This is a genomic window from Kaistia sp. UC242_56 (assembly GCF_044452255.1).
Lineage (GTDB): Bacteria > Pseudomonadota > Alphaproteobacteria > Rhizobiales > Kaistiaceae > Kaistia > Kaistia defluvii_A.
Window position 1 is genome coordinate 428,204 of the sequence record NZ_JBIOAN010000002.1, and the last position, 19,232, is coordinate 447,435.

The 19,232-nt window shown below is 66.3% G+C and carries 15 protein-coding genes and 1 pseudogene; 4 read left to right on the forward strand and 12 right to left on the reverse strand.

The features are described 5' to 3' along the window. Positions 1 to 583: 583 nt before the first annotated feature. From ACHMWQ_RS04775 to ACHMWQ_RS04795, 5 genes and pseudogenes are all read right to left on the reverse strand, one after another. Entirely contained in the window at positions 584 to 1,342 is a 759-nt protein-coding gene (locus ACHMWQ_RS04775) for an ABC transporter permease (protein WP_396306579.1), read from the reverse strand. Beyond that, complete coding sequence (locus ACHMWQ_RS04780; RefSeq protein WP_396306580.1) at positions 1,339 to 2,277, reverse strand: ABC transporter ATP-binding protein; 939 nt, start codon at positions 2,275 to 2,277, stop codon at positions 1,339 to 1,341. Before ACHMWQ_RS04780 ends, ACHMWQ_RS04775 begins: the two co-directional genes overlap by 4 nt. Further along, positions 2,274 to 3,369 (reverse strand): annotated as a pseudogene (locus tag ACHMWQ_RS04785) (ABC transporter permease). Before ACHMWQ_RS04785 ends, ACHMWQ_RS04780 begins: the two are co-directional and overlap by 4 nt. A 242-nt stretch (positions 3,370 to 3,611) precedes the next feature. Beyond that, positions 3,612 to 4,523 (reverse strand): ABC transporter substrate-binding protein, encoded by a 912-nt coding sequence (locus ACHMWQ_RS04790; RefSeq protein ID WP_396306581.1) that lies wholly within the window; start codon positions 4,521 to 4,523, stop codon positions 3,612 to 3,614. 65 nt (positions 4,524 to 4,588) lie between these two features. Further along, positions 4,589 to 6,157: an aromatic amino acid lyase gene (locus ACHMWQ_RS04795; RefSeq protein ID WP_354553382.1), complete on the reverse strand. Its 1,569-nt coding sequence runs from the start codon at positions 6,155 to 6,157 to the stop codon at positions 4,589 to 4,591. Positions 6,158 to 6,357: 200 nt separating this feature from the next. Here ACHMWQ_RS04795 and ACHMWQ_RS04800 point away from each other — a divergent pair, with 200 nt between their 5' ends. From ACHMWQ_RS04800 to ACHMWQ_RS04815, 4 genes are all read left to right on the forward strand, one after another. Next, entirely contained in the window at positions 6,358 to 7,749 is a 1,392-nt protein-coding gene (locus ACHMWQ_RS04800; RefSeq protein WP_396306582.1) for a leucyl aminopeptidase family protein, read from the forward strand. Positions 7,750 to 7,874: 125 nt separating this feature from the next. Continuing rightward, entirely contained in the window at positions 7,875 to 8,225 is a 351-nt protein-coding gene (locus ACHMWQ_RS04805) for a MarR family transcriptional regulator (RefSeq protein ID WP_354553384.1), read from the forward strand. Further along, positions 8,222 to 9,094 carry an NlpC/P60 family protein gene (locus ACHMWQ_RS04810; protein WP_396306583.1) on the forward strand — a complete coding sequence of 291 codons (873 nt, stop codon included), beginning with the start codon at positions 8,222 to 8,224 and terminating at the stop codon, positions 9,092 to 9,094. Before ACHMWQ_RS04805 ends, ACHMWQ_RS04810 begins: the two co-directional genes overlap by 4 nt. A gap of 155 nt (positions 9,095 to 9,249) precedes the next feature. After that, a complete protein-coding gene (locus ACHMWQ_RS04815; protein ID WP_396306584.1) occupies positions 9,250 to 9,435 on the forward strand; it encodes a hypothetical protein in 186 nt (61 codons plus the stop codon). A 24-nt stretch (positions 9,436 to 9,459) separates the two neighbouring features. Here the strand turns inward: ACHMWQ_RS04815 and ACHMWQ_RS04820 are convergent, their stop codons facing one another. From ACHMWQ_RS04820 to ACHMWQ_RS04850, 7 genes are all read right to left on the reverse strand, one after another. Beyond that, a complete protein-coding gene (locus ACHMWQ_RS04820) occupies positions 9,460 to 10,419 on the reverse strand; it encodes a 2-hydroxyacid dehydrogenase (protein ID WP_396306585.1) in 960 nt (319 codons plus the stop codon). Further along, positions 10,416 to 12,074 (reverse strand): ABC transporter ATP-binding protein, encoded by a 1,659-nt coding sequence (locus tag ACHMWQ_RS04825; protein ID WP_396306586.1) that lies wholly within the window; start codon positions 12,072 to 12,074, stop codon positions 10,416 to 10,418. Before ACHMWQ_RS04825 ends, ACHMWQ_RS04820 begins: the two co-directional genes overlap by 4 nt. Before the next feature lie 16 nt (positions 12,075 to 12,090). Beyond that, positions 12,091 to 13,239, reverse strand: a complete 1,149-nt coding sequence (locus ACHMWQ_RS04830) for an ABC transporter permease (RefSeq protein WP_396306587.1) — start codon at positions 13,237 to 13,239, stop codon at positions 12,091 to 12,093. Continuing rightward, positions 13,232 to 14,344, reverse strand: a complete 1,113-nt coding sequence (locus ACHMWQ_RS04835) for a microcin C ABC transporter permease YejB (protein ID WP_354553390.1) — start codon at positions 14,342 to 14,344, stop codon at positions 13,232 to 13,234. Before ACHMWQ_RS04835 ends, ACHMWQ_RS04830 begins: the two co-directional genes overlap by 8 nt. Before the next feature lie 12 nt (positions 14,345 to 14,356). Continuing rightward, positions 14,357 to 16,264, reverse strand: a complete 1,908-nt coding sequence (locus ACHMWQ_RS04840; protein ID WP_396306588.1) for an extracellular solute-binding protein — start codon at positions 16,262 to 16,264, stop codon at positions 14,357 to 14,359. Further along, positions 16,261 to 18,120 (reverse strand): extracellular solute-binding protein, encoded by a 1,860-nt coding sequence (locus ACHMWQ_RS04845; RefSeq protein WP_396306589.1) that lies wholly within the window; start codon positions 18,118 to 18,120, stop codon positions 16,261 to 16,263. Before ACHMWQ_RS04845 ends, ACHMWQ_RS04840 begins: the two co-directional genes overlap by 4 nt. A 150-nt stretch (positions 18,121 to 18,270) precedes the next feature. Next, positions 18,271 to 19,107: a c-type cytochrome gene (locus ACHMWQ_RS04850; RefSeq protein ID WP_396306590.1), complete on the reverse strand. Its 837-nt coding sequence runs from the start codon at positions 19,105 to 19,107 to the stop codon at positions 18,271 to 18,273. Between the last annotated feature and the right edge of the window lie 125 nt (positions 19,108 to 19,232).

Genomic DNA, 19,232 nt, shown 5'->3' on the forward strand with positions numbered 1-19,232 from the left:
CCGGTTTTGCCCCTCCCTCAAGGGGAGGGTTCAGGAGGCCCGCCGCGGGGCCAAAGCTCTGCTGATGGATACCGATGGCGCTTCGCCGGACCGCGCTCCGCTTGAACCCTCCCCTCGAGGGAGGGTCGAAAGCGCATGGCGCTTTCGGGGAGGGGTCGCTGGTCATGCGGGGGAGGGAGTTCTGCCGCGCTCGATCTTTGTGAAGAGCGCCGGCCAAAAACCCTCGCCCGCTTGGGAGAGAGGGTAGGGTGAGGGGCTTTGCTTGCGCTTTCCCTGTTGCGCGCTGGGTGCGTGGTTCGAGACGCGACGGAGTGTCCGGCCCACAATTCAAAACTCGCTCATCATCCTGAGGCGCCCGGCAAAGCCGGGCCTCGAAGGAGGGTCCAGCGAACGCTCTGAATCCAGGTGATTTCGTCGGGGTCGTGACTTGGTTTGCAAGCCGAAATGCCCACTGGTGCCTCCTCCGAGGCTTCGCTGACGCGAAGCACCTCAGGATGATGGTGGAGCCTCTCAATCGGCTTGGACGCCTGACAGCCGCGCGAGCGAACCATCCATTCGCTCGACATGGTCGTCGCCAAAGCCCTTACCCCGCGACCTCCGCCAGCCGCCCGGTCCGCTTCGCGACCCGGCGCTCGACGATCGACAGCGCGTCATAGATCAGCACCGCCAGCAGCGCGACGATGATGCCGCCCTGCAGGATGAACGAGGTGTTGGAGGTCAGAAGCCCGGCGATGATCACCTCGCCAAGCCCCTTCGCGGCAACCGTCGAGCCGATCGTTGCCGTGCCCATGTTGATGACGACCGACAGCCTTATGCCGGCGAGGATCACCGGAAGCGCCAGGGGCAGCTCGACGCGAAACAGCTGCTGCGTCGGATTCAGGCCCATGCCGCGCGCCGCTTCGACGACATTCGCCGGCACTTCCTTGAGGCCGGTGATGGTGTTCTCGAAGATCGGCAGCAGGCCGTAGAGCACCAGCGCGATCAGGGTCGGCTTCAAGCCGAAGCCGACCACCGGCACGGCCAGCGCCAGCACCGCGACGGGCGGAAAGGTCTGGCCGATATTGACCAGGCTGCGTGACAGCGGCAGGAATTCCTCGCCGACCTTTCGCGTCACGAACACGCCCATGACCAGCGCCAGCGCGGTGCCGATCAGGCTGGCGATGGCGACAAGGCCGAGGTGATAGAGCGTCAGGCTGAGCAGGCTGCCCTGGTTGTAGATTACCGGCGCGTCGTTCTCGGTGAACGGCTTCAGGATCGGCACGAACCATTCGGGCCGGAGGATGAGCGCGAGCAGCAGCGCCAGCGCCGCGAGGCGTGCCAGGGGTCCGACGATGCGGCTCACGCGGGCACACCTGCATGGGCGCGCAGCGCCGCGAGCGAGATGCGGCCGACCAGCGTGCCGTCCGCGCTCGCCACCGGCAGCGCGTCGCGCTGGTGCCAGAGCAGTTCGGACAAGGCATCGCGCAGCGTGGCGGTCGCGGCGATCGGCGGGCCCTCGGCCGTGCCGGGCTCGACGATCGACGAGACGGGGGCGAGCGACAGCAGCCGGAACGGCCGGTCGACGCCGTTCACCAGCTTTTCGACGAAGCCATGCGCCGGCCGCGCCAGGATTTCCGCCGGCGGCCCATATTGCAGCAGTTTGCTGCCATCCATGACCGCGATCCTGTGGCCGAGATGGATCGCTTCCTCCATGTCATGCGTCACCAGCACGACGGTGATGCCGAGGCGCTGCTGCACGGCGAGCAGGTCTTCCTGCGCCTTGGCGCGGATGATCGGGTCGAGCGCGCCGAACGGCTCGTCCATCAGCAGCAGTCCGGGCTCGGCGGCCAGCGCGCGGGCGACGCCGACGCGCTGTTGCTCGCCGCCGGAAAGCTGGTGCGGGAATTTCTGGGCGAACTCTTCCGGCTTCATGCTGAACAGGGTCAGCAACTCGTCGACCCGCCTGGCGATGCGGGCGGCGTCCCAGCCGAGCAGCGTCGGCACGGTGGCGATGTTGCGCGCGACCGTCCAGTGCGGGAACAGGCCGTTGCCCTGGATGACATAGCCGATGCCGCGGCGCAGTTCCTCGCCGGAGACGGAGGCAGTGTCCTTGCCGTCGATGCGGATCGTGCCGGCGGAAGGCTCGATCAGCCGGTTGATCATCCTGAGCGTCGTCGACTTGCCGGAGCCGGAGGTGCCGACGATGACGGTGATGGTGCCGCGCTCGACGGAGAAGGAGACGTCGTCGACGGCGAGCTGGTCGCCGAAGCGGCGGCTGACATGTTCGAGTTCGATCAAAGCCGGCGCCTTTCGGAAAGCTCGATGGCCGCATCGAGAAGGATGGCGGCGGTGAAGGCGAGCGCGATGGTGGGAACCGCGCCGAGCAGGACGAGGTCGGTGGCGGCCTGGCCGATGCCCTGGAAGACGAAGGTGCCGAAGCCGCCGCCGCCGATCAGGGCGGCGATGGTGACGAGGCCGATATTCTGCACCAGCACGATGCGGATGCCGGTGAGGATGACGGGAAGGGCCAGCGGCAGCTCCACCTGGAACAGGCGCTGAAACTTGGTCATGCCCATGCCCTCGGCCGCCTCGACCACCGAGCGGCGCACCTCGCCGAGGCCGACCACGGTGTTGGCCACGACCGGCAGCAGCGAATAAAGGAACAGCGCGATCAGCGCCGGGGCCGTGCCGATGCCGCGGATGCCGAGCGAGGCGGCGAGCGGCGACCAGGCGGCGAGCAGGCCGAGCGGCACGATCATCAGCCCGTACATCGCCATGGACGGCACGGGTCTGGATGATGTTGAGGACCGGCAGCGTGATGCCGCGCAGCGTGGCGTTCCGGTGGCAGGCGATGCCGAGTGGCAGGCCGATCACGACGGCGGCGGCGAGCGACCCCAGCGCCAGCTCGATATGCTTCGCCCCCTCGCGCCAGAACTTCTGCGCGTTGGTGGCGTATTCCTTCAGGATCGACAGTCCGTCCCAATGGCCGGAGCCGAGGATCAGGGCGACCGCGATCGCGGCCCCCGCCAGCATGGCGAGCCGCGCCAGCGGCCCCAGTTGCAGCTTGGCGATGGCGTCGGTGGTCAGCACCGCGAAGGCAAAGGCCATCAGCCAGAAGCCGGCGGCGGGGGACACCCGGGTATAGCTGTTGTCGGGCGGCACGACTGTCGCCGGCACGATGCCGATCAGCACGGCCAGCAGCAGCAGCGACCCGATGCCCACAGCCAGCCGCAGCAGCGCGCCGGTGCGCAGCACGGCGACGATGGTGGCAATCGACAACAGGCCGATGCCGATCGCCGCCCACAGCGTCGGCAATGACTGGGCGAGGCTGAGGCCCTGGCCGGAGATCAGGCGGTTGGGTTTCAGCGTGGCGAAGGATTGCCAGTCCATGCCGAAGATCGCGATCACAGCGACGACGATGCCGACGCGGTCGAGGCGCGCGGTCAGGGGCTGGGCTGCGGTCTGGCTGGCTTCCGTCACGCCGGATGGCTCTCTCTCGTTGCGCAAGAGCTTAAGGGCAAATCGGCGTACCGCAAGGTTAACGGGAAGCTAACACGCGGGAGGCTGTTAACAGGGGCCGGACGGCGCGCTTTCGACGCCGTCCGGGTTTCACGTGAAGCGCGTTTCGGCGCCTATTTCACGAAGCCCTTCTGGGCCAGATAGGCCTTGGCGACTTCCTTGGCCGGCTCCCCGCCCACCTGGATGCGGCCGTTCAGTTCCTGCAGCGTCTTGAGATCGAGCGAGGCGAAGACCGGCTTCAGCACTTCCTCGATCCTCGGGAACTTCTTCAGCACTTCCTCGCGGATGATCGGCGCCGGGGCATAGACCGGCTGCACCGACTTGTCGTCGTCCAGCACGACCAGGCCGGCCGCCTGGATGGCGCCGTCCGTGCCATAGACCATGGCGGCGTTGACGCCGTCGGTCTGCTCGGCCGCGGCCTTGATCGTCGCCGAGGTGTCGCCGCCGGAGAGAACCAGCAGCTGCTCGGGCTTCAGCGAGAAGCCATAGGCGGTCTGGAAGGCGGGGAGGGCGGCGGCCGAATTGACGAACTCGGCCGAGCCGGCCAGCTTCACCTTGCCGCCACCGGCGACCCACTTGCCGAAATCGCTCAGCGATTTCAGCTTGTTGCCTTCCGCGACATCGCCGCGCAGGCCGATCGCCCAGGTGTTGTTGGCGGGCGAGGGCGACAGCCAGACGATCTTGTTGGCGTCATAGTCGAGCGTCTTCGCGGTCTCGAAGCCCTTGGCCGCATCCTTCCAGAGCGGATCGTCCGCCTTGTTGAAGAAGAAGGCGGCATTGCCAGTGTATTCCGGATAGATGTCGATCTCGCCGGCCGTGATCGCCTTGCGCACCACCGGCGTGCCGCCGAGCGAGATGCGGTCCTCGACCGTGATCCCGTTCGCCTCGAGCACCTGGGCGATGACGTTGCCGAGCAGCGTGCCCTCGGTGTCGATCTTCGAGGAAACGACGACATCGGCTGCGTGCGCCCCGCCGATCGAGGCGAGGATCGCGGCCGCTGCCGCGATGGTCTTCAGAGCTTTCATTGCGGAAGTTCCTCTACTGTCGGTGGGTCTGGGCGAGCATCGTACTTCTTAGGGTTCCGCGCGCGTCAACGCGAGAAAATGAGCTCATCCGTTGTGATGGATTCGTAGAAATTTCTGACTGTCTCCAAGAGCGCAGGCTGAAAAAGGTTGCGTTCGATGGTCTCGATATCGAGCGAAAGCGCACGATCCTTCTCCAGGAAGGCAACTTCGGAGCGGACGGAATCATAGACCATGCCGACCAGTCCGGCCGGCTTCAGCCCCTGCATGTCGAGCCCCTGGGCGGCCAGAAGCGCCTCGATCGCCGTCAGCATCTTCAGCGAGGCGATCTGCCGGTTGAGGCGCTCGACGATCAGCGGCGCGAACATCGCCTCGTCCTCCATGCCGCCCGCGATTAGCAGCGGCATGGCGGAAACCGGCGCCAGATCGGCCATGACGCGGCTGGCGAGGTCGCCCGCCAGCTTGACCAGCGGCCCGAAGCCGGTGGCGTCCGTCGCCTCCGAGACGAGATTGGCCGGCAGCACGCCGCGCCCGCCATTGGCGATCAGGATGATGCGGTTGAGGATATTGCGGGCGAGATGCGCCAGGCCCGGCCCGACCGATTGCAGCGTCAGCGCGAGTTCGAGCGGCAGCGACCCGCCCGACGTCATCGGGATGCCGTCGATGACGACGGGATTGTCGTCCGGCCGCGCCGTGGCGGCCTCGACGCTGGCGGCCGCGAAGGCGACGACCCCGGCCGAGGCGCCGAAGATCTGCGCCATCATGCGCAGGCTGAGCGGGTCGTGCAGATGGGTGGCCGGCGCCCAGGGAAAGGCGTCCGCCACCGCCATCAGCACGGTGCCGGCCGCCGCCTCGCGCGGCGACCCGATGCGCGTCGCCACGCGCCAGGGCTCGGGCGAGGCGCGCAGCGCAGCGGCGGCGCTGGAACCGGTCGCCATGGCGACGCGGATCAACTGCGCGGCCTCGATCAGCGTCGCGCCGGCGCTGGCGACCGTCAGCGCGTTGGTGCTGACGGCGGAAAGGGCGTCCTTCAGCCGGAAGACCAGGGGCGTCAGGCCGGCTTCGCGCAGTGCTTCCTCGGCGGATTTCAGCACGCCGCGATGGAAGACCTGGCCCTCGCCCGCCAGCGCGGTTGCGACCTGGCTCATCAGCCCGATATCGGCGGCGCCGATCGAGCCGAGCCGGCGCACGACCGGGACGATGTCGGCGTCGAGCGCCGCGACATAGGCGCGGACCAGCTCGGGGCTGCAGCCGACCATGCCGGAAAGCGCCGTGTTGACGCGGATAGCGATGCCGGCGCGGACGATCTCCGGCGGCAGCGGCTCGCCGACGCCGAAGTGATGGGCGCGGACCAGATCGGTGCGATCGGCCGAGGCGGCCAGGGCGATCGACCGATCCTTGATGGCGCCGACGCCCGTCGTCACGCCATAGAGTTGCCGCCCGCCCTCGACCGCGCCGCGCACCGCCTCATAGGCTTTCGCGACCTCGACCAGTCGCACCTCGCACGGCACCACATGCAGCAGGCCGCGGCCGATCAGCGACAGCGTCGACAGACGCAGGGGGGAGCCATCGAGGATTACGGTTTCGCGCGGCGAGGCCGTCCGATCGTCAAGCATCACTTCGACAGCAGCTGGCATGATATCCTTCGCGGGATGGCCGGAACGGAGCCCCTGCCCAGCTTAGCTCAAATTGTCGGCAGGTCAGCCCTCATCCGCAAACGGTTTGGCATGATCTTGGCAATAAGCAGCGTCATCGCGGCGCAATTGATCCGTCGGCGCGCCGGGGCCATGATCTGCGCCGATTTCGAATCGAGGCCAGCAAGGCAAGGATGATTGAAGTGAGCGACAGCTTGATCGACCGTTCCGACGTCGCTATTCCGATTCATGCCGTGGATCCCGAAGGGCTGGAGACCCTGCTGGCATCCATCGGCGACGTTGAGGCCGCCTGGGCGCGCTCGACCGGCTTCGATGCATCGGCCGGCGCCGTGACAATCATCGCCGACACGCGCGGCGTCATCGGCCGGGTGCTGTTCGGGCTGGGGCGCGCGGAAAGCCGCCGCGCCGCGCCGCTGATCACCGGCAAGCTGCCGATGATCCTGCCGCAGGGCGACTATCATTTCGTCACAGACCTGCCGGACCCGATGCTGGGCGCGGTCGGCTGGGCGCTCGGCAATTACCGCTTCGAGCGCTACAAGAGCAATCCTTCGCCGATCCCGCGGCTGGTCGTGCCGAAGGGCGCCGACCCGTCGCGGGCCCGCAGCATGGCGCGGGCCATCGCCATGGTGCGCGATCTCATCAACACGCCGGCGAGCGATCTCGGCCCGGCCGAGCTTTCCGCCGCCATCCACGACCTCGGCGCGCGCTTCGGCGCCAAGGTCAGCGAAATCGTCGGCGCGGATCTGCTTTCCGCCAATCTGCCGATGATCCACGCCGTGGGCCGCGCCGCCGATGGCGATCGTGAGCCTCGCCTGGTCGATCTGGTCTGGGGCGATCCCTCGCATCCGAAGGTCACGCTGGTCGGCAAGGGCGTCACTTTTGACACCGGCGGTCTCGACATCAAGCCGTCGAGCGGCATGCTGCTGATGAAGAAGGACATGGGCGGCGCCGCCAACACGATGGGGCTGGCCCACATGATCATGGAGGCGAAGCTGCCGGTGCGGCTGCGCCTGCTGGTTCCCACGGTTGAGAACGCCATCTCCGGCCCCGCCTTCCGTCCCGGCGATGTGTTGCGCTCGCGCGGCGGCGTCACGGTCGAGATCGGCAATACCGATGCCGAAGGTCGCCTGATCCTCGCCGACGCGCTGGCCGTCGCCGCCGAGGAGAATCCGATCCTGCTGATCGACCTGGCGACACTGACCGGCGCGGCGCGCGTCGCGCTCGGACCCGAACTGCCGGCGATCTTCACCCATGACGACACGCTGGCGGCGGACCTCGCCCGCCATGCCGCGCTGCATCTGGATCCACTCTGGCGCCTGCCGCTCTGGGCGCCCTACGAGTCGATGATCGATTCCAAGATCGCGGACATCAACAATGCCGGCGCCGGCGGGTTTGCCGGAGCGATCACGGCGGCGCTTTTCCTCGATCGTTTTGTTCCCAAGTCGATCCCTTGGGTCCATGGCGACATCTATGCCTGGAACCCCTCGGGCAAGCCCGGCAAGCCGGAAGGCGGCGAGGCGCAGGCCATCCGTGCCCTGTTCTCGCTGATCCAGGAACGTTTCGCCGCCGAATAGCTCGGCTCGGCGCGCACGCTCGATACAATCGGAGCCCGCGCTGCGATCAGGCCTTGTGGCCATCGCAGCGCGACGCTTAAATAGAACGGGTCCGAAACGATCGCGGATTTGTCAGGGGAGCCGTCATGCCTGCCGAACTGCGTCCAACGCAGGCGCTTCGCCTCTGGCATGACGTCACGCTCGATCTCGTCCGCGACGGCGAGCACGACCTCTCCGCACGCCAGATGGCCGTGCTCCTGACCGTCTATCTCGAAATGCCGCCGCATACGGTGCGCGGGCTTGCCGCCAAGCTCGGCGTCACCAAGCCGGCGATCACCCGGGCGCTCGATACGATGGGACGGCTCGGCCTGGTCAGCCGGCACCGCGATGCCAAAGACCGCCGCAATGTGGTGATTCAACGGACCGTCGCCGGCGCCCTTGCCGTCGAACGATTGGGCGATCTCGTCATCGCCCGGCATAGGGAATTGCCGTTTTGACGCTGGATGTCCGCGCAAATGCCTATCGGCCCGATCTCGCCGACAGCAGGCTTCAGGGCCAGGTCGAGGCTTCGCGCTTCGTCGAGGGCGCGCTTCGCCGCATCGCGGTCGCCTCGACCCCGATCCGCCGCGCGCCGCGCTCCGACGCGATGATCGACAGCGAGGCGCTTTGCGGCGAAAGGGTCCGCGTGTTCGAGGAGACGGCCGAGGGCTGGGCCTGGATCCAGGCCGAGGCGGATTCCTATGTCGGCTTTGTCGCTTCCGATGCGCTCGGCCCTGTCGATCCCGCGCCGACCCACCGTGTCACGGCGCTTCGGACCTTCGTCTATCCCGCGGCCGACATGAAGTTCCCGCCCGTGGCCGCGCTGTCCCTCGGCAGCCGGCTGGCGCTCGGCCAGGCGGCGGAGACGCGCGGCACCCGGTTCTTGTGGCTGGCGGATTTCAGCGGCGCTGTCGTCGCCCGACATGTCGCCGCGCTGGAAGAGGCCGCGGAGCCGGATTTCGTTGCCGTGGCCGAACGCTTTCTCGAGACGCCCTATCTCTGGGGCGGCCGGACCAGCCTCGGCCTCGATTGTTCCGCCCTGGTGCAATTGTCGCTGGCGGCGGCAGGCCTGCCCGTGCCGCGCGATACCGACCAGCAGGAAGAGGCGATCGGCTCCCCCGTCGACGGCAACATCGCAGGCACGCTGCGCCGCGGCGACCTGGTCTTCTGGAAAGGCCATGTCGGCATCCTGCGCGACCCCGACACGCTGCTGCACGCGAGCGGTTTCCACATGGCCGTGGTCTCCGAGCCGTTGAAGGACGCGCTCGCACGCTATGAGAAGGCCGGATCTCTGGTCACGGCGGTCCGGCGGCCGTCGTTTGGATGAGCCGATCGGATCGGCGTGCAAGCCGCCTGCTTACCCCATTTGAGGTATGTCGCCCCTGATCATCCTGCTTAGTCTGTCAGCCAAGGGGCGGCATGTGGCGCAGCGAGCGTCCTTCGCACCAAGCGCGCCGTTTATGGCGTGACAGGAGGAACAAGATGAAGGCCACCGCGCAATATATTGAAGAATTGTCGGATCAACTGAGCAATCTGGCCAAGCAGCACGAGATGCACGATCTCGCCTATCTGCTGCGGCTGGCCTCGGATGAGGCGCGCGCCAACGCGCAACGCGCCCCAGCTCCGGTGCGGGCTCCGGCCTATGAGGGGCTCAGCCAGCACGGCTAGCCGCGAGCCTGCGGCGCAGACGCGTCAGTAGCCGCGGGAAACATCCACCAGATTGGCCAGCGGCTTTCCCGCCTCGAAGTCGAGGATCTGGCGGTGGATGCCGTCGGCCAGCACGCTGGCCTCGCTCGAGGCCGCGACATGCGGCGTCAACACGACGCGCGGGTGATCCCAGAACGGGCTGTCGGGGCCGAGCGGCTCCGGTTCGAACACGTCGAGGCTGGCGCCGATCAGCCGGCCGTCGTCGAGGGCCGCCAGAATGTCGGCCTCGACCTGAAGCCCGCCGCGACCGCCATTGATCAGCACCGCCCCGCCCAGGGCGCCATCCCTGGCGAGCCGGTCGAACACCGAGGCGTCGAGAATGCCGCGCGTATCCGCCGTCAGCGGCACGAGCACGACGAGAATGTCGGTGCGGCCGAGAAACGCCGTCAGCCCGTCCTCGCCATGGAAGGTCTCGATGTCAGGAATGGACTTGGCCGAGCGGCTCCAGCCGGCGACTTGAAAGCCGAGCCGGGCGAGCACCGCGGCCGCGTCGCGGCCCAGTTCGCCAAGGCCCATGATGCCGACGCGCACGTCGTTGGCGACCGGCTGGCGGAGTTCGCGCCATTGATGCGCCGCCTGCTGGCGCGCATAGGCGAGATGCTGGCGGTGGTGCAGCAGCACCTGCAGCGTCACCCATTCGGTCATGCGGGTAGTCAGGTCCGGGTCGACGACGCGCACGATCGGCACGTCGGGCAGCGCGGCATTGCCGACGACATGGTCGACACCGGCGCCGAGCGAGAACACGGCCTTGAGGTTCGGCAGATTGGCGAAGGCTTCGGCCGGCGGGCGCCAGGCCAGTACATAATGGATCGCCGCGCGGTCCGGCACGTCGGGCCAGATGGCCACGGGCCGATCCGGCTCGCTGGCGAACGGGACCGCCCATGGCTCGGGCGCCCAATTGCCCGAGGCGATCAGGACGCCGGGCAGAACGGTCTTCTCGGTCATTGCGAAACGATGCCTTCCGGGGCCGTCTCGATCGAGAAGGCGGCTGCGATCAGGGCGCGGGTATAGTCGGTCTCGGGAGCGGTGAAGATCTGTTCCGACGTGCCGCGCTCGACCACCTTGCCGCCGCGCATGACGACGACCTCGTTGGCGAGCGCCCGCACCACCTTCAAATCGTGGCTGATGAACAGATAGGCGAGGCCATGCCGCTTCTGCAGGTCGCGCAAGAGGTCCACGACCTGCGCCTGCACCGACATGTCGAGGGCCGAGGTCGGCTCGTCGAGCATGACGAATTGCGGCTCCAGCACCATGGCGCGGGCAATGGCGATGCGCTGGCGCTGGCCGCCGGAGAATTCATGCGGGTAGCGGTGGCGGGTGGCCGGGTCGAGGCCCACTTCCTCCAGCCCCTGCGCCACTTTTCGTTCGCGCTCGCGGAAGGAAAGCTGTGGCTCGTGCACGCGAAGCCCCTCGGCGACGATCTCGCCCACCGACATGCGCGGGCTGAGCGAGCCGAACGGGTCCTGGAAGACGATCTGCATGTGCCGGCGCAGCGGGCGCATCGCCTGGAAGCCGCGGCCGTCGATGCGCTCGCCCTTGAAGTCGATCGCGCCCTTGGAACTGATCAGCCGCATCATGGCGAGGCCGAGCGTCGTCTTGCCGGAGCCGGATTCGCCCACCACGCCCAGCGTCTGGCCGCGCCGGACGGCGACGTCGATGCCGTCGACCGCCTTGATGTTGTCGACCGTGCGCCGGAAGATGCCGCGCTTGATCGGGAACCAGACCTTAAGGTCATGCGCCTCCATCACCACCGGCGCCGTCTCGTCGGCCGGCGGCGGGGCGCCCTTGGGTTCGGCAGCCAGCAGGTGCTTGGTATAGCTGTGCTGCGGATGCGCGAACAGTTCCTTGGTCGGCCCCTGTTCGACGATCTTGCCCTTGGTCATCACGCAGACCCGGTCGGCGATCTTGCGCACGATGCCGAGGTCATGGGTGATGAACAGCAGCGCCATGCCGGTGCGGGTCTGGATTTCCTTGAGCAGCTTCAGGATCTGCGCCTGCACGGTGACGTCGAGCGCCGTGGTCGGCTCGTCGGCGATCAGCAGGTCCGGCTCGTTGGCGAGCGCCATGGCGATCATGACGCGCTGCCGCTGGCCGCCCGAAAGCTGGTGCGGATAGGCGTTGAGGCGCTTCTCGGCGTCGCGGATGCCGACCTCGGCCAGCAGTTCGAGAATGCGCTTCTCGGCCGCCTTGCCGGAAAGGCCGCGATGGATCTTGAGGATCTCGCCGATCTGCTGCGAGATCGTATGCAGCGGATTGAGCGAGCTCATCGGCTCCTGGAAGATCATCGTGACGTCGTTGCCGCGAACCTTGCGCAGTTCGCGGTCGCTGACTGTCAGGAGGTCCTTGCCCTCGAACAGGATCTTGCCGGTCGGATGCTCGGCCGAGGGGTAGGGCAGCAGTTTCAGCACGGAGAGGGCCGTCACCGACTTGCCGGAGCCGGATTCGCCGACCAAGGCGACGGTTTCGCCGCGCCCGACGGTAAACGAGATCCGGTCGACGGCGATCGTGCGCGTCTCGCCCTGCAGGAAGTGGACAGAAAGGTCCTCGATGGCGAGGAGCGGGGGCTTGCCCGATGCGGTGTTGCCTGTCTCGGCTGTCATGGTCTTGTCCATTCTGTCAGCCGAACGTCTTTCTGGGGTCGAAGGCGTCGCGCACGGCCTCGCCGATGAACACCAGCAGGCTCAGGATCACCGAGATGACGACGAAGCCGGTCAGGCCAAGCCATGGCGCCTGCAGGTTGTTCTTGCCCTGCGCCAGGAGTTCGCCAAGCGACGGCGAGCCGGGCGGCAGGCCGAAGCCGAGGAAATCGAGCGAGGTCAGCGTCGTGATCGAGCCGTTCAGGATGAAGGGCAGGAAGGTCAGCGTCGCCACCATCGCGTTGGGCAGGACGTGGCGGACGATGATGGTGCGGTTCTTGACGCCCAGCGCCCGCGCCGCGCGGACATATTCGAAGTTTCGCGCGCGCAGGAATTCGGCGCGCACCAATCCGACCAGCCGCACCCAGGAGAAGAGCAGCAGGATGCCGAGCAGCACCCAGAAGCTGGGCACCAGGATCGAGGCCATGATCAGCAGGATGTAGAGCTCGGGGAGCGAGGTCCAGATATCGATGAAGCGCTGGAAGATCAGGTCGAGCCAGCCGCCGAAATAGCCCTGCACCGCGCCGGCGAGAATGCCGACCGCCGAGGAGACCACCGTCAGCACCAGACCGAACAGCACCGACAGGCGCACGCCATAGAGCAGGCGCGAAACCACGTCCCGGCCCTGGTCGTCCGTGCCCATCCAGTTGAAATTGCCCAGCGTGCAGTTGGGGTCGGCGTCGCCGAGCGGATAGGCGCGGCAGCGATCTTCCTTGGGGATCATCCACCAGGGCGGGGCCGGCGCCGGGGTCGCCATGTCGTTGTTGACGGTGTCGAACGAGTAGCGGATCGGCGGCCAGATCATCCAGCCATTGGCGTTGATCTCTTCCTGGATGAAGGGATCGCGGAAATTGGTCGTCGCCAGGAAGCCGCCGAATTTCTCCTCGGGATAATCGGCAAACACCGGCAGCAGCAATTCGCCCTTGTAGGAGGCGAGCAGCGGCCGGTCATTGGCGATGAAGTTGGAGGCCAGCGTCAGCCCGAACAGCGCCAGGAACAGCCAGAGCGACCAGTATCCGCGCCGATGCGCCTTGAAATTGCGCCAGCGGCGAAGGTTGAGCGGCGACAGAGCCAGCCGGCGCGGCTCGATCTCGCGGGCTTGTATGGAGACATCGGTCACGTCAGACATCCCGCCGTTCGAAATCGATGCGCGGATCGATCCAGGTGTAGGTCAAGTCGGAGAGCAGGCCGATCACGAGGCCCATCAGCGAGAAGATGAACAGGGTTGCGAACACCACCGGATAGTCGCGGTTGATGACGGATTCGAAGCCGAGCAGGCCGAGCCCGTCCAGCGAGAAGATCGTCTCGATCAGCAGCGACCCGGCGAAGAAGGCCGAGATGAAGGCCCCGGGGAAGCCGGCGATGACGATCAGCATCGCGTTGCGGAACACATGGCCGTAGAGCACCTTGCGCTCCGAAAGGCCCTTGGCGCGTGCGGTGACGACATATTGCTTGCGGATCTCGTCGAGGAACGAGTTCTTGGTCAGCAGCGTCGTTGTCGCGAAGGCCGACAGCGACATGGCGATGATCGGCAAGGTGATGTGCCAGAAATAGTCGACGATCTTGCCGCCGAGCGACAGGCTGGCGAAATTGTCCGAAGTCAGGCCACGTAGCGGGAACCAGTCGAAGAAACTGCCTCCGGCGAACAGCACCACCAGCAGGATCGCGAACAGGAAGCCGGGAATCGCATAGCCGACCACGATCACCGCCGAGGTCCAGACGTCGAAGCGGGCGCCGTCGCGCACTGCCTTGGCGACGCCGAGCGGTATCGAGATGCCATAGGAGATCAGCGTCATCCAGAGCCCGAGCGAGATCGAGACCGGCATCTTCTCCTTGATCAACTCCAGCACGCTGATGTCGCGGAAATAGCTCTGCCCGAAATCGAAGCGGATGTAATTCCAGAGCATCAGGCCGAAGCGTTCCAGCGGCGGCTTGTCGAAACCGAACTGCTTCTCGAGCTTCGCGATGAACTCCGGATCAAGGCCCTGCGCGCCGCGATATTTGGATGAAACGGGCGCGCTCCCGAGCGTCCGGTCCTGACCGCCCATGCCGGCATCGGCACCACCGCCGCCGCCGATCCGGCTGGTCGCCGAGACGTCGTTACCCTGCAGCTGCGCGATGACGCGCTCGACCGGCCCGCCGGGCGCGAACTGCACGATGATGAAACTGATCGCCATGATGCCGAAGATCGTCGGGATCATCAGCAGAATGCGTCGGAAAATATAGGCTGCCATCTGTCTCCCGCCCTAGCCGGCTTTGCCGATGGCGATCGCCTTGGCCTCGTCCTGCCACCATGTCGTTTCCGGGGAAAAGCCATAGTCGGGCTTTGTCTCCGGCCAGCCGAACTTATCCCAGATGGCAACGCGATGCGCCGTCGAAAGCCAGGCCGGAAACCAGATATGCAGGGATCGGAGCACGCGGTCCAGTGCGCGCATCAATGTCACCAGTTCGGCGCGGTCCCTGACGTTCGCGGCCTGGGCTACCAACGCGTCGACAACGGGATTCTTCAACCCCGCCAGATTGGATCCGCTGGGAATATCGGCGGCCGCAGACCCGAAGATCTGCTCGATGCCATCGATCGGCGTGGCGTCGAACATGATCCGCTGCGCCATGACGTCGAAATCGAATGCGTTCTTGCGGCTCTGATACTGTGCGGCGTCGACCATCCGCATCGAGCTGTTGATGCCGATCGCCTTCAGATTGGCGATCAGCGGCGACAGGACGCGTTCAAAGGCCTGCGACTGGATCAGGAATTCCAGTGTCAGCCGTTCGCCGGCGGCGTTGACCAGGTCATTGCCCTGTCGCTTCCAGCCGGCGTCGGCCAGCAGGGTCGTCGCCTGCCGCAGCAGCTTGCGGTCCCGTCCGCTGCCATCGGCCTCCGGCGGCATCACGGCCGGGCCGAAGACTTCGGCCGGCAGCTGGTCGCGATATGGCTCGAGAAGCGCCAGTTCTTGCGGGCCGGGCTCGCCGACCGCGGCGAAATCCGACATCTCGAAGAACGACGTCGAGCGGACATAAAGCCCGAAGAACAGGTTCTTGTTGGTCCAGGGGAAATCGAGCGCCATGCCGATGGCCTGGCGGGTGCGTGGATCGGCGAACTTGGCGCGGCGCAGATTGAAGAACCAGCCATACATGTCCGGCCGGCGCTCCGCCGCGAAGGATGGCTTGTGCACGCGCCCATCCCGGGCGGCCGGGAAGTCATAGCCCGTCGCCCAGGTCTTGGACGAGGGTTCCTCGCGGAACAGCAATTCGCCCTTGGCGAAGGCCTGAAACTGCACCTCGTCATCCTGGTAGAATTCGACCTGGATGCGGTCGAAGTTGAAGGCGCCGGCGGTGACCGGCAGGTCCTTGCCCCAATAATCGGCGACGCGCTGATATTCGATCGAGCGTCCCGCGCTGATCTTGCCGACGCGGTAGGGCCCGGAGCCAAGCGGCGGGTCCATGGTCGAGGCTTCGAAATCGCGGCCGGCGAAATAGGCCTTTGAGAAGATCGGCAGCGTCGAGGCGACGATCAGCGGCACCTTGCGGTTCTGCTTGCCGGAAAACACGATCGTAACGTCGCGCGGGCCTTCGGCCGTCACCGAAACCATCTCGCGGATCGATTGCGAGATGTCGGGATGGCCCTTTTCCTTCAGCGTCTGCAGCGAGAAGACGACATCGTCTGCCGTCAGCGCCGAGCCATCGTTGAATTTGACGCCGTCGCGCAGGCGGAACGCATAGGTGTTGCGATCTTCCGAGATGGTGACGCTTTCGGCGATGAGTCCGTAGGCGGAGCCGGGTTCATCGGATGCCGATGCCATCAGCGTGTCGAAGCAAAGCTCGATGCGCGGCGGCGCGTCGCCCCGGAAGGTGTAGCCGTTCAGCGTGTTGAAGGTGTAGGCGTTCTGATTGTAGTACCAGTTCGGCGCGGCGAAGATGAAGCTGCCGCCTTTTGGCGCTGCCGGGTTCAGATAGTCGAACCGCTTGAAATCAGCGGGATATTTGAGATCGCCGAACACGGAGAGTCCGTGCGAACGGGTCGCTTCGGCGGCGGCTGCGCGGAGCGGCGACAGGCCGAGGATCGGCAGGGCGGCGCCGACGGCCGCGCCGCCCAGCAAGGTACGGCGCGTGATGGACGATGCGCGGCGCGGTTCGGGCGAAGGGCGTTCGCTCAAGGCTTGGCCCCCAGGGCCGCTTCCTTGGCCGGATCGACCCACCAGGAATAGGTGTCGATGCCGACATATTCGGGCTGCTTTTCCGGGATCCCGAACTTGTTCCAATAGGCGACGTTGATGGTGTCGCTGAACCATTGCGGCACGACGTAATAATTCCAGAGCAGCACGCGATCGAGCGCGTGGGTGGCGGCGACCAGGTCGTCCCGGTTGGTGGCGAAGACGACGCGGTCGATCAGCGCGTCGACGGCGGGGTTCTGGATGCCCATTAGGTTGCGGCTGCCGGGCGTCTTCGCAGCAGCCGATCCCCACATTTCGCGCTGCTCGTTGCCGGGCGAATGCGATTGCGCGATCACCGTCGAGACGACGTCGAAGTCGAAATCATTGACGCGGGCGACATATTGCGCGGTATCGACGACGCGCAGGGTGGCGTCGATGCCGATGCGCTTCAGGTTCTGGATATAGGGCGCGACCACGCGCTCGAACGACGGATCGCTCTCCAGGAACTCGATGGTGAAGGGCTGGCCCGTCTTCGCATTGACCAGCTTGTTGCCCTTGAGTTCCCAGCCGGCTTCCTGGAACAGCGCCAGCGCCTTGCGAAGATTGTCGCGGAATGCCTGCGGCGTGTCGTTGACCGGCAGCTTGAACGGCGTGGTGAAGACCTCTGGCGGGACCTTGTCGCGCACCGTCTCCAGGATCTCCAGTTCCTTGCCTTCCGGCAGGCCACTGGAGGCCAAGTCGATGCCGGCGAAATAGCTCTCGATGCGCTTGTATTTGTCGAAGAACAGGGTCCGGTTCATCGTCTCGAAATCGAAGACGTAGTTGAGCGCCTGGCGGACGCGCGGATCCTGGAACTTGTCGCGGCGCTGGTTGAGCACATAGCCCTGCATGCGGCCCGAGGAGGCCAGCGGGAACGAGCGCTGCACCACCTTGCCACTCTTCACGGCGTCGAAATTATACTCCGTCATCCAGCGCCCGATGCGGTTTTCCAGCCGGTAATCGTCGAGGCCGCCCTTCTTGAAGGCCTCCCAGGATGCATTCGGATCCCGGTAGTAGTCGACCTTGATCCGATCGAAATTGTTGCGGCCGACCTGGGTCGGCAGGTCCTTGCCCCAATAATGCGGCACGCGCTTCCAGACGATCTGGCGGCCGGGAGCCACGGAGTCGATCTGATAGGCGCCGGAGCCCAGCGGAACTTCCAGCGTCGACTTCGAGATGTCGCGCTTCTTGCCGCTGGCGTCGGTGCCCTCCCACCAGTGCTTCGGCAGCACGGCGAGGTCGCCCATGATGTTCGGCAACTCGCGATTGCCCGGCTTGTCGAAGGTGAAGGTCACTTCCCGATCGCCCGTGATCTCCGCCTTCACGACATTGGCGTAGTACTTGTTGTACATCGGGCTCTGGGCCTTCAGCGTCTCGTACGACCAGATGACGTCCTCCGGCGTGACCGGCTTGCCGTCATGCCAGCGCGCCTTCGGGTTCAGGCGAAACTTGGCCCAGGCGAAATCGTCGGGATAGCTGATCGCCTCGGCGAGCAGGCCATAATTGGTGCCGGCCTGGTCGGTCGCCTGCTCCATCAGCGTGTCGTAGAGCAGCCCGCCGCCAAACGCCGCGAATCCCGCCGCCGGGCTGCCCTGGACGATATAGGGGTTCAGGCTGTCGAAGGTGCCGACGGCCGCCTGGTTCAGCGTGCCGCCCTTGGGGGCGTCAGGGTTGACGTAGTCGTAGTGCTTGAAGCCGTCTTCGTATTTCGGCTTGCCGATGAGAGAGGTCGATGCGCGCCAGACCTCGTCCGCTTTCGCGCTGGCTGCCGCGGGCAGCAGGAGCGACAGGCTGAGCAGGGCGGCGGCAACGAACTTCATGGGCGCGATTCTCCGGCTGACTACGCTCATTACTAAGGCGGATCGCGCGAAGGGCAACTGCCGCGTGATCCCATGCAACCGACTTGGCAATAGAAAAAGGCCGGAGAGTGATCTCCGGCCTTTCGAAATTGTCGCAGGATGCGCAGGCCCTTAGGGCGCCGCGGGCTGTTCGGCCGGAGCCGGGGTAGCCGGGGCAGGCTCCTTCGTCGGCGCCTCGGTGGCCGGAGCTGCCGGAGGGGGCTCGGTCGGCGTGGCGGACGGTGCCGGCGTCGCCGGAGCGGGTTCTGCAGGGGCCGGGGCGGGCTCTGCGGCCGGGGCTGCCGGAGCAGGCTCGGCGGCGGGAGCCGGGGTGGACGGAGCGGAACCGGGCGAAGGCGTCGCGTCGGACGGGGCCGGCGCCACTTCGGCGGGCGTTGCCTCGGCCGGAGCGGCGGCTTCCGGTGCCGGCAGCGGGACCGGCTCATGCGCCAGCGTGCGCAGATAGGCGATCAGGTTGGCGCGATCCTCGGGCTTCGGCAGGCCGGCAAATCCCATCGCCGTACCCGGCATGTCGGCCTTCGGGTTCTTCAGGAAGTGGTAGAGGTGCTCATAGGTCCACTTCTTGCCTTCGTCATGCGCGGCCTGAAGCGGAGCGGAATACTTGAAGCCTTCGACGGAGCCGATGCCGCGGTCGACGACATTGTACAGATCCGGGCCGACCTTGGCGCCGGCGCCCTCGACGAAGTTGTGGCAGGCGCCGCACTTCTTGGCGACGGCTTCGCCCGCATCGACCTTGGCGCTGGCCAGCAGGACGGCGATCGGCGGATCCTGCGCCACGGCCGGGGCCGCGCCACCCTCGGACGATTCCTCGGCCACTTCGATGACGAAGCCGGGCTTCTCCGGAACGGCCGGCGAATAGATCACTCCCGAGAAGATGCTCAGCGACATCACCACCAGAAGCGTGAACAGGATCGCGCCGAGAATCTTATTAAGTTCGAATGAATCCATCGGTCTTGGCCCCAGGCGCTTCAAATAGGCTATGGGAACCGGCTGCCCCTTGGCGCCATCTCCCCCGCATGTGGCGCGGAAACTACAAGCTTTCCAGTGTTGGGTGCAATACGTATGAACGCTTC

What these genes read in the sequence shown, in the direction of transcription:
- ACHMWQ_RS04790 (WP_396306581.1), bottom strand. Translation starts at nt 4,523, where the DNA reads ATGAAAGCTCTGAAGACCATCGCGGCAGCGGCCGCGATCCTCGCCTCG.
- ACHMWQ_RS04805 (WP_354553384.1), top strand. Translation starts at nt 7,875, where the DNA reads ATGCCTGCCGAACTGCGTCCAACGCAGGCGCTTCGCCTCTGGCATGAC.
- ACHMWQ_RS04815 (WP_396306584.1), top strand. Translation starts at nt 9,250, where the DNA reads ATGAAGGCCACCGCGCAATATATTGAAGAATTGTCGGATCAACTGAGC.
- ACHMWQ_RS04850 (WP_396306590.1), bottom strand. Translation starts at nt 19,107, where the DNA reads ATGGATTCATTCGAACTTAATAAGATTCTCGGCGCGATCCTGTTCACG.
- ACHMWQ_RS04835 (WP_354553390.1), bottom strand. Translation starts at nt 14,344, where the DNA reads ATGGCAGCCTATATTTTCCGACGCATTCTGCTGATGATCCCGACGATC.
- ACHMWQ_RS04845 (WP_396306589.1), bottom strand. Translation starts at nt 18,120, where the DNA reads ATGAAGTTCGTTGCCGCCGCCCTGCTCAGCCTGTCGCTCCTGCTGCCC.
- ACHMWQ_RS04825 (WP_396306586.1), bottom strand. Translation starts at nt 12,074, where the DNA reads ATGACAGCCGAGACAGGCAACACCGCATCGGGCAAGCCCCCGCTCCTC.
- ACHMWQ_RS04820 (WP_396306585.1), bottom strand. Translation starts at nt 10,419, where the DNA reads ATGACCGAGAAGACCGTTCTGCCCGGCGTCCTGATCGCCTCGGGCAAT.
- ACHMWQ_RS04795 (WP_354553382.1), bottom strand. Translation starts at nt 6,157, where the DNA reads ATGCCAGCTGCTGTCGAAGTGATGCTTGACGATCGGACGGCCTCGCCG.
- ACHMWQ_RS04830 (WP_396306587.1), bottom strand. Translation starts at nt 13,239, where the DNA reads ATGTCTGACGTGACCGATGTCTCCATACAAGCCCGCGAGATCGAGCCG.